General features: G+C 41.5%; 10 protein-coding genes. 2 read left to right on the plus strand and 8 right to left on the minus strand.

Translation table 11 applies throughout. From position 1 onward, the window contains the following. The first annotated feature begins 137 nt into the window (after positions 1 to 137). Entirely contained in the window at positions 138 to 1,181 is a 1,044-nt protein-coding gene (locus KK060_RS23960; protein ID WP_254157661.1) for a helix-turn-helix transcriptional regulator, read from the plus strand. Positions 1,182 to 1,280: 99 nt separating this feature from the next. Here KK060_RS23960 and KK060_RS23965 read toward each other — a convergent pair whose 3' ends face one another. From KK060_RS23965 to KK060_RS23990, 6 genes are all read right to left on the minus strand, one after another. Beyond that, positions 1,281 to 1,676 carry a glyoxalase superfamily protein gene (locus tag KK060_RS23965; RefSeq protein ID WP_254157663.1) on the minus strand — a complete coding sequence of 132 codons (396 nt, stop codon included), beginning with the start codon at positions 1,674 to 1,676 and terminating at the stop codon, positions 1,281 to 1,283. Positions 1,677 to 1,846: 170 nt separating this feature from the next. Beyond that, positions 1,847 to 2,227, minus strand: coding sequence for a hypothetical protein (locus KK060_RS23970; RefSeq protein ID WP_254157665.1), 381 nt, complete (start codon positions 2,225 to 2,227; stop codon positions 1,847 to 1,849). Between the two features lie 575 nt (positions 2,228 to 2,802). Beyond that, positions 2,803 to 3,789: a fatty acid desaturase family protein gene (locus KK060_RS23975; protein ID WP_254157667.1), complete on the minus strand. Its 987-nt coding sequence runs from the start codon at positions 3,787 to 3,789 to the stop codon at positions 2,803 to 2,805. 29 nt (positions 3,790 to 3,818) lie between these two features. Further along, the gene (locus KK060_RS23980) at positions 3,819 to 4,718 is read right to left on the minus strand and encodes a lysophospholipid acyltransferase family protein (RefSeq protein ID WP_254157669.1); all 900 of its coding nucleotides are present in this window, start codon (positions 4,716 to 4,718) and stop codon (positions 3,819 to 3,821) included. Positions 4,719 to 4,840: 122 nt separating this feature from the next. Beyond that, entirely contained in the window at positions 4,841 to 5,365 is a 525-nt protein-coding gene (locus KK060_RS23985; RefSeq protein WP_254157671.1) for a DUF488 domain-containing protein, read from the minus strand. A 190-nt stretch (positions 5,366 to 5,555) separates the two neighbouring features. After that, a complete protein-coding gene (locus KK060_RS23990; protein WP_254157673.1) occupies positions 5,556 to 6,872 on the minus strand; it encodes a tetratricopeptide repeat protein in 1,317 nt (438 codons plus the stop codon). Between the two features lie 191 nt (positions 6,873 to 7,063). Between KK060_RS23990 and KK060_RS23995 the strand changes: the two genes are divergently transcribed. Beyond that, on the plus strand, positions 7,064 to 7,990 hold the full coding sequence (locus tag KK060_RS23995) for a VOC family protein (RefSeq protein ID WP_254157675.1): 927 nt from the start codon (positions 7,064 to 7,066) through the stop codon (positions 7,988 to 7,990). Positions 7,991 to 8,173: 183 nt separating this feature from the next. On the opposite strand, the gene KK060_RS24000 is transcribed toward KK060_RS23995, so the two are convergent. Continuing rightward, on the minus strand, positions 8,174 to 8,752 hold the full coding sequence (locus tag KK060_RS24000; RefSeq protein WP_254157677.1) for a GNAT family N-acetyltransferase: 579 nt from the start codon (positions 8,750 to 8,752) through the stop codon (positions 8,174 to 8,176). Between the two features lie 5 nt (positions 8,753 to 8,757). Continuing rightward, on the minus strand, positions 8,758 to 9,543 hold a 786-nt coding region (locus KK060_RS24005; RefSeq protein WP_254157679.1), incomplete at its 5' end, for a zinc-binding dehydrogenase.

Consider the following 9,543-nt stretch of genomic DNA (forward strand, 5'->3'; position numbering starts at 1 on the left):
ATCTTATCTCTATGGTATGGCTATTCCTGGCTACGTCTGGCTATTCCTGGCTATGTCTGGCTACTTAGTCCTTCTTACGCCTTCTTAGTCCTATATATGGCTATCAATAGCTACGTATAGTCTAGATGCATAATAGCATGCTGAAGAGGTTGCAAAAATTAACTGACTATACTATTTTTAACATTATGCCGATTGCTAAAAACCCCATCCTCCGGTATCGTATCATTAATGCGTGCCTCTCTAACAAACACAAGCGATACTGGACAGCCCTGGAGCTCATTGAAAAATTAAGATCATACGACTACGACGTAAAAAAAAGAACACTCGAACGTGATTTAGAATTGATGCGTTACGATGAACGTCTGGGATACTATGCCCCCATAGCTTACGACAACAACAAAAAAGCATATTATTATACAGATCCTGACTTCTCAATACAATCGCTACTGCTTAGTCCTGAAGACCTCGAAACGTTAGGCAATACCTCAGCCATGCTTCAGAAATTTAAAGGACTTGGATTTGTAAATGCATTTCAGGAAATTGTAGATAAGCTCACGCGATTGATTGAACACATGCGCATTCCACAGCGCAACGATATTATTGCATTTGAAGATAATGGCTACAACAAAGGCCGCGATCACTTCGATGACATCCTTCGCCTTATCTCGGGATGCACTGTAGCAAGTATCAGGTATCAGAAGTTTAATCGCCAGGAAACAGACGAACATATATTCCATCCATATTTTCTTAAAGAATACTGTCAACGCTGGTATGTGCTTGGCTACAGCGAGACACGCAGAAACACAATAACCCTCGCGTTAGACCGCATCATATCAGTGACAGATACAACACTTCCTTTCCTGAAGGACAAAGAGCTGAGTCCTGAAAAATATTTTCAGCATACGCTGGGCGTAACTATTGGCCAGGGACCGTTGGAAGACATCCATCTACACTTCTCTCCGGTGATGGCGCCTTACATTAAAACGCAGTACCTCCATGGCACACAGCATATCCTTTCAGAAGATAAGACGGGCCTTACCATCAGCCTCCAACTCATTGTAAACCCGGAGTTGATGCAAGAGTTGCTCCGCTACTGCCCCCATGTTACTATCCTGAAGCCAACGTCACTCAAAGAAAAATATATTGCACTTCTTCAAGAAGGACTTAAGAATGGCAAATAACATTAGCTTCATTATTTCTTACGATAGATGTACAGCGAGGTGAGAGAAATACTTTTATTAAAAGTGATTTCATGAGATACCTCCATAATACCTCTGCGTCTAAGTAGGGGAGTCATGAAATGGACTATTCTGATCTGGGTCTGTACCAAACCTTAAGATGTGCCCGTCAGGGTCTTCTACCTGCATTTCATAAGCCCACGAAAAATTGGTAGGAGGCAATTTAATTTTCACGCCTTTAGCTAAGAGCTTTTGATGAAATAGAGATATATCACCATCAAAACCGATCCAAACCCACGTGCCCGGCATACCTTGTCCTCCTTTGCAAAGATACAAGCCACTGTTTTCACGGTTGACGCTCGTGAAGTTTTCATCTCCCCATGCTGCATTTTCAAAACCAAGTATATCAACATAAAATTGAAGACTTCGCTTCATGTCCTCAACATATAGGATAGGGGCAATGTTCTCGATACGAAAGTTAGATGTTGTGTTTGTCATGGGCTAACACAGCCTGGTTTGCTATACAAGATAATGATTTAAATTCAGACTGCTGATTTACGTGCGTGTCTTTTACTTCGCTAAAAATTTAAGCGGCTTAACCGTCTTAAAACCAGCGGACATCTACATCAAGTAGCGACTCTGATTAGGTACAGAATAATCTTTAATTATTAAGACTTCACATGTTTTTGATATTGGATATCAGTGTAATCCACTCTGAAGGCACATCTACTACTACTAATTGAAAATGATTGTTCATGATTTTGTAGATTAAGCTTATGGGATTTAAATACTAATCTTTTGTTTGTGAGTGCTAGTTTTCCACCTACGGCCTCTTTGCCTTTAAAATGATTTGCACCAGCTTCCTTTATAAGCTCTTCGTCTTCATCCAATATAATCACAATCTGTTTTAATTGCTTTTCTCCTAACCTTTTATAAGTTGAAGTAAAAATTTTCCTAAAGAAAAGTCCAAAAAACAGACCTGAAACAATACCAGCAAATATGCTTTCCGTCTCCATCTTACCTCTAAATATGAGATTGGATATAATCATCAGAAGACATATTGTTATAGTATCAATAATTACGGTTTTCCATGTAGTCTTCATGTTCAATTATCAACAGTATAAGATATTGAATTTTATCTAACGCTAACAATTGTTTCTCTTAGGAGATATATTTTTTTACAATAGTATGCGCTTCCTCTACAATATAAGGGCTGTCTGATCTGGTGTTAGGTTGAACCATCCGGATTTTGCACAGACCTTTTTTAAATTCTGTACGTCATTATGATCTTGACCGGTAAGGCAAGGTGTTTGGTAAGGAATCAGGAACACATCGGTAAGTTAGCGGCTTTTTTTTCGCAATGATCTTCACCTACATGAAGATGACTTTGGCCTATGTTGGCGTTATTCACCAACATGCAAGATGAACTAACATACCAGACGGTATTTGTGAATGCGACGTGCTGATTAACTGTTTAAGTCAAATTGAACCGATGTGAATTAAGATATCAAAGGCATTTCCATCTTTCCTCACCAACGTATTACATAAACCACATCATCAGACCGTGCTTTATCAAGTATCTACAGGTAAGTGAAAGTTACAGTATTCGATAATAATCTTACTCCTAATTCTCTCTCAGCTCCCCCAGAGAGATCATGCGAGATCTTTCTGCATCCCAAAGCTTGAGACGAAAACAACGGTATACTTCTAAAAGACTCCAGTTCGTTGTTCCTACCTGTTGCAGCTCCGGCATTTGATTCATTACTTCCGGCAAGCGATAAAAAGGAATTCTTGAGTTGAGGTGGTGCACATGATGAAAGCCGATGTTGCCCGTGAACCAATGCATCACCTTGTTCATCTTCATAAAACTTGTTGACGCAAGCGCAGCGTGGTCATACTTCCAGTCATGATTTTCCCTAAACTGTGCGCCAGGAAAATTGTGCTGGCAATAGAATAGGTACGAGCCAATTCCAAAAGCCATAAAAAAGGGAAGAAACCAGGCTACGGTAAATGTCAGACCACCCAGAAAATACCATGTGGCAATACCACCTCCAAAATGAAGCACAAGCGCCAGTAATGAGTCCATATGTTTCTTCGGACTTTCAGTAAAAGATTTGAGATTAAGCCAATAAATAAACAAGGTAAAATAGCCCAGGATCACCGTAAGGGGATGACGATTGAGAAGGTAAATCGCACGCTGTTGCTTTGTTAAAGAAAGGTAGCGGTTTTTGCAAATAGTAGGGTACGAACCAATTCCAGAGATGGTAAGCTTCGAGTTGTGATTGTGGTGATAGTCGTGCGACCGCTTCCAGATTTGTTGTGGTGCCAACAGAAATATTCCGATGGATTTCATTATCACCGATGCAAGGGCCGAACGTTGTAGTATGGCATTATGCTGATAATCGTGATAGATAACAAACAAGCGAACATAAAGCAGACTACAAACAAAACTTGCAGCAAGACGCAACACCAATGGAACCTGGCCAAAAAACAATAATGCAAATACAGGAATTACCAGACAAAGTGTTATGCCTAACTCCAGCCAACTTTGGCGTCTGTCTTCTCCTGTAAAATGTTTGCTGGCTTCTATTAGCTCCTTGCCTGTTCTCATGATTTATCTAAATGTTAACTTCTCAAATATTAATTTGTCAATTGTTCTTGTGTTGCAGGCACTGCTGCAGGCTTCTTATGTTTCCATCGGCGGTGAGACCACAGCCAGGTTGTGGGCTGTTCAACAATGTCGAGTTCCAAGCGCCTCGTAAACATTTCTGAAATTTCGTCCGTGTCAGTGCGTTGTGGCTCGCGACAAAGCAATTCCGGAGTAACCATATAATGGCCTCGCCTGGTGCGTTCCATTTTCATATACACCACCGGATAGTTAAACTTCTTTGCTAATTTTTCCGGACCCGTGAAAACAGCAGTGTCCTGGTTAAGAAACGTTGTCCAGTACGCATCGTTTTTGGTAGCCGTCTGGTCTGCAATAAATGCAGTTGCTGTCAGCTTATTTCTGTTAGCCACCATATCCCTTAGTGTATTTTTTACAGGGCAGATCTTGGTACCGTGTTTTGTGCGCATCCGCGTAAGCATGCGTTCAAAGTATGGATTTGAAAGTGGCCGGTAAATGACAACCAACTGGAAGGGAGTATTCAGTGAAAATGCAGGCCCGGCCCATTCCCAATTGCCATAATGCCCCATCACAATAATGAAGCTTTGGCCCGATTGGTAGAGTTCGTCTAAGAAAGGTTTATTTACAAAAGTGCATCTTTCACGTGCTGATCGTTCTGACATTGTCAATGTTTTGAGTGTTTCAAGCGTCAGGTCGCACAAATATCGGTAGTACCTATTCGACAAATTTTCAATTTCCGCTTCCGTTTTTTCCGGAAATGACTTTCGCAGGTTCTCCAATACTACCTTCTTTCGGTATCCGCTAAGACGCAGAACGTAGTAGAGAAAGTCAGATAGAAGATATAATGCCCAGAATGGAAGCAATGCTATTGCGTAAATAAGCGGATAGATTAAGTAGAAGAGTATTGCCTGCATTCAGTAAAAATACCCTGTCTTGCTAGTGCGGTGAACACCGAAAGAAGACATAAGTCAGGCAGGTAAGAGTTATCCCTTTATTGCAATATTCTGCTATTAATGCATAAGCAAGCATAAGGCGATTATGCGCTATAACTCAGTTCACCATTTGTAACTTTCGCGGCACTTGTAAATGGGTGTTCGCTGGTTTTGTCAACATCCATAATATGAAGTACCGACCAGCCTTTTACTTTCAACAGATCTGAAATGAGCGATCTATGGCAGCGCCACCACACAGCTTCCGAGCACATAAAGGCAGTTCTACGCTGGCCTGCAATTTCTTCAAGCCGCTGCATGCCTTCTTTAAAGTCAGCAGTTTCCATATAATCTGCATATCCCCTGAAAGCCGGATGTCGCCACGCTGTGTTATTCGAATGCTCTTTGGCCTTCCGTCTTCCTCCCAGTGATTCAAGATGCTCGTAGCGAATGCCTGCTTCTGCCAGCGATTGGCCTAGCGGTAATTTATTAAAGTGAGGGTATTTTCTTGAGCCCGGGAAGTGCCGCACATCAACAAGCTGTTCAATCTTAAACGACCCAAGCATGCGCGTAAACTCTTCAAAACTTCTTGTAGAGTGTCCTATCGTCCAAATCGTCTTAAGTTGTGCCATACCGTCTGCGATAACACATCTAAAGAAATGCCAGCCGTGATAGGATAATTAATTTGGACGTGCCCCTCGCCTCCCGGTCACATGCTACGTTGCTCGGGTCGTGCTTTCGCTACTCGCCAGTCAGCACACATGCCATTTCGGGCTCAAACATGCGCTCAATCACTCACGCAACAGCTGTCAATTTAAATTCTCAATTTAATCCACGGAGCTTGCTAATGCCTTCTTCCTCGTTCTTCTTCGCTGACCTCGTCAAATACAATTTTGCATTCTCAACATCTCCCTGCTCAAGCAAAAACTCGGCATAATGATACTCCAGCAAATCAACAGGTGTTTTCTCACTAAAGGATTTCTGAAAGAAAGCTTCAGCATTGACAAAGTCCTTTTTACGCTGATAGTATAAAGCGAAATTTCTAAATGTATATGCAATATCATTATTGCCCGTCTCTATAGCTTTTTCAAGACACATTCTTCCCTCTTCAAGCTCGCCTGTCATAATTAATGCATAGCCAAGATTATCATGGGCAAAACCATACGCTGGTCCTAATGCCAATGCCTTTCTGAAGTTTGAAATACCCCGCTGATAGTCTCTCGTTCGCATGTAATAATAGCCCATGTTGTTGTATACATCGGCCTTCATCACATCGTCATTGGTGAGGAAGAGTATTTTCTGCAAGGTAGAGATAGCTGCCTCGAGGTTGTTATTATCAAAATGGTCATTAGCTTCATTAAACAAATCATTGGCTCTCACTTCCATTTCATCATACAGGCTATTTGGATTTTCTTCCAGGTAACTGATGGCATCTTCTAGCATCTTTTTAAAGTCTCCTTTAAGCTCATGCTTCCAGGCAGGGTTACTATTACCTGTAAGACTGGCATACGTAGCAAGACTAAACGCCATAACAGGCTGAGGCATTTCTGAACCATAGTGCCATTTGATCTCCCACATCCCATCACTGGTGTGGCCTTCATGCAAAAGGTTTTGCGCAAGTATCACACCAAAGCCATAATAGATCCCCGCAAGATAAATGAACAGCCCTGTATCATCTCCGCCTACATCAAACTCAAGGTCACTTTCCGTAAGCCTGATGCGGATGAATTCATAGATAAGACTGTAGATGAGACGCTCTGGGTGTTTTAGAAGGCTATTGGCAACATAAATTTGATAATGGCCTTTTTCCAATGCTGTCTCACACTCAAAAGCTCTTCCTTCAATCTCGTAAGGAATATTGTAATCGCGAAGGTCGGTGTGAATCTCATAATTGACCGTATGAGGTGCAATGCCAAAGAGTTTACAGAGGTCTGTGATTACATTTTCAATTTTGACTCTATCTTCACCAAAGGTTGCTGGAAAGTATTTCGGTGTAAGTAGTACCTGCTCCTCCATTTTGTTTGGATAACCAAACACTTCTTTGAGCCACCTGAAGTTCTCTTCCACCCAAAGCCTGTCCTCTTCACTGATCTTAAATGGGTGATTGTTTGAAACACTGTCCTTACCTATGATTTTCATTATTATAAATAAGATGCTAATATATGGTGAGCGTGCGCGAATGTAAAACTTGTTAATGCTGTGGCGCTATAACACAAACATGCTAGCAGCAGCATTTTGTCGCTATCTACCCTGTTCTTTGCCGTATTCACGGCATCCAATCTCGGAGAACAGATATTATCTTTATTGTATAATTTATAAATCAAAATCGTATGACAAAGAAACTGATATCGAATGGGCTTTGGTTTGATAGCCAGGCCGAGGAAGCCGCGAAGTTTTATACTTCCGTTTTCGCAGGCTCGAAGATAGGTAACATAGTCAGATATGGAAAAGAAGGATTTGAGATTCATGGTCGACCCGAAGGTTCTGTCATGGTTGTTGAATTTGAATTAGCGGGAGAAAAATTTGTTGCAATAAACGGCGGTCCGCTCTTTACGTTTAATCAAAGCATCTCTTATTTCGTAGTATGCGAGTCGCTCGAGGAAACAGACAAAACGTGGAATACACTTCTTGAAAACGGAAAAGTTTTGATGCCTTACCAGAAATACGATTGGAGTGAAAAATACGGGTGGCTCACCGATCGATACGGTTTGTCATGGCAAATCTCCTATGGAAAAATATCCGATGTGGGGCAAAAGATTACGCCCTCCCTCTTGTTTGTTCAACAACAATATGGGCATGCTGAAGAAGCAATTAAGTTTTACACATCCATCTTTAAAGATTCTAAGGTAGACGGAATTATGAAACATCCTGCAGGTGGATCAGAGCGCGAAGGTGCTGTCGCTCATGCTCAGTTTTCGTTAGCGGGACAAAAATTTATGATCATGGAAAGTGGTATGAAAGAACATGAGTTTAATTTCAATGAAGCCATTTCAATCATCATCAATTGCCAGAATCAAAAAGAGATTGACTATTACTGGGATAAGTTCACAGCAGAAGGGGGACAAGAAGTTGCTTGTGGATGGCTGAAAGATAAATTTGGAGTTTCATGGCAAGTAGATTCAGTTGAACTTGCTGCGATGTTAAAGGACTCTGACAAAGAAAAAGTAGCACGCGTAACCAAGGCCTTTCTTAAAATGAAGAAATTTGATGTGGCAAAGTTAAGAGAAGCATTTGAGGGAAGTGTTGTGGTTCATTGATTTGCTATCATCAAAGAAATTATTGCAACAATATAGGTCTGTCTAAAAGTCTATCGTCTTTGCGAACGTAGTGAAGCAGGTCCCATTATCAATACCAGTTCTGGTAGGGGATCGTACGCTTCGCTTGCAATGACGGTACTTATTGACTCTTGAAGTAAGCCTGCTCTACGTGTCAATGATGATTTATATCTTCTCAGGACTAACAGTGCTAACCTGAAGATGCTCCATGCGCTTGCCAAAGAGATGTCGTATGCCTGCACTTTTAAATCCCAGCTTTAAATACAACCTTTTTGCATTTAAATTTTCTTCGTCTACTAACAAACCTAATGTTTGCTTTCGCTTGTTCACATACTCATCAATGACAAACTGCAAAAGCTTTGTGCCTATTCCGTTTCCTTGGCGGGCAGGAGCTACACCCAACGTGTCAATGTAATATTCTCCAGCCTGCGTTTCATCCTCAACTGCGAAGTTGTTGTTAAAGTTGCTTCGTATGTGCTCTATAACAGGTTGGCGTAATTGATGTAAGTGAGCACCATCATATAGATTAATAGCACCTATCACTTTGTTGCCATCTTCTGCAATCCAGCAATTTTCCCAGGAATATTGGTTATCATTTTTCTCCACGAAGTGTAGCATAAATTTATAGGCTTTGTTCAAATCTTCTTCGCCAATAAACCTGAACACAATTTCTTTCATTGCTAATAACAAGTATTCAGCAATCGCTTTTGCGTCGTTCACTGCTGCTTTTCGTATAACTACCATGCTTGTTATTGTATATTCAATACAACTTTCCCTATCGTTTTGCCACTTTGAAATAACGCAAGCGCCTCTCCCATTTGTGAGAAATCGTAGCGATGGCCTACAAGAGGTGGTGGTAGTTTCAGTTTCTCAATATCAGCAAGCATCTCTTTCATCATCTCTTTTTGTTCGTATATCCAGATGAGGTTGAAGGCCATCACTGACTTGTTCGACTTGATCATGGTGAGGGGATCAACACGCGGACGGAAGAGATACCGCAATACCAGGTTTATGTAATTAGGCCTGTGCGATGAAGGGGTAAACTGTGCTGAACCATAAGCTACAAGTCTGCCCATAGGGGCAAGCGCTGCATAGCTGTAGTAAAAATATTTTCCACCGGTAGTCTCGAGCACAAGATTAAGGGGGCGTCCTCCTAGTGATTGGGTCAAATCTTCTTTGAAATTCCTACCTCTTACAATAGCTTTATCGAATCCTTCGCGCTTCAGCAGATCTAATTTGCTTTCACTACCCACAACACCGATAGTATATGCGTTGTATTTTTTTGCAATACGGTTTGCAAGCAGCCCAACACCGCCGGCAGCGCTGTGAATGAGTACTGTCTGCCCGAACTTAAGGTCTCCCAATGTTCGCAGCGCATAATATGCAGTAAATGTTTGTACAGGAAAGGCAGCACCCTCTTCATACGACCAACCTTCCGGAAGCGGAAACAGATAGTCAGGGTCAGCAACGATATGACTGTCATAGCCACCAAAACGGGTAACACCCATAACTTTTTGTCCTGGAATAAACTCAGC

The sequence above is a fragment of the Chryseosolibacter indicum genome (assembly GCF_018598585.1).
Taxonomy (GTDB): Bacteria; Bacteroidota; Bacteroidia; order Cytophagales; family Cyclobacteriaceae; genus Chryseosolibacter; species Chryseosolibacter indicus.

Bases quoted from the DNA above. Each gene is read 5' to 3' on its own strand.
- KK060_RS23980 (WP_254157669.1), bottom strand. From the start codon at position 4,718: ATGCAGGCAATACTCTTCTACTTAATCTATCCGCTTATTTACGCAATA.
- KK060_RS23985 (WP_254157671.1), bottom strand. From the start codon at position 5,365: ATGGCACAACTTAAGACGATTTGGACGATAGGACACTCTACAAGAAGT.
- KK060_RS23995 (WP_254157675.1), top strand. From the start codon at position 7,064: ATGACAAAGAAACTGATATCGAATGGGCTTTGGTTTGATAGCCAGGCC.
- KK060_RS23965 (WP_254157663.1), bottom strand. From the start codon at position 1,676: ATGACAAACACAACATCTAACTTTCGTATCGAGAACATTGCCCCTATC.
- KK060_RS23990 (WP_254157673.1), bottom strand. From the start codon at position 6,872: ATGAAAATCATAGGTAAGGACAGTGTTTCAAACAATCACCCATTTAAG.
- KK060_RS23975 (WP_254157667.1), bottom strand. From the start codon at position 3,789: ATGAGAACAGGCAAGGAGCTAATAGAAGCCAGCAAACATTTTACAGGA.
- KK060_RS23960 (WP_254157661.1), top strand. From the start codon at position 138: ATGCTGAAGAGGTTGCAAAAATTAACTGACTATACTATTTTTAACATT.
- KK060_RS24000 (WP_254157677.1), bottom strand. From the start codon at position 8,752: ATGGTAGTTATACGAAAAGCAGCAGTGAACGACGCAAAAGCGATTGCT.
- KK060_RS23970 (WP_254157665.1), bottom strand. From the start codon at position 2,227: ATGATTATATCCAATCTCATATTTAGAGGTAAGATGGAGACGGAAAGC.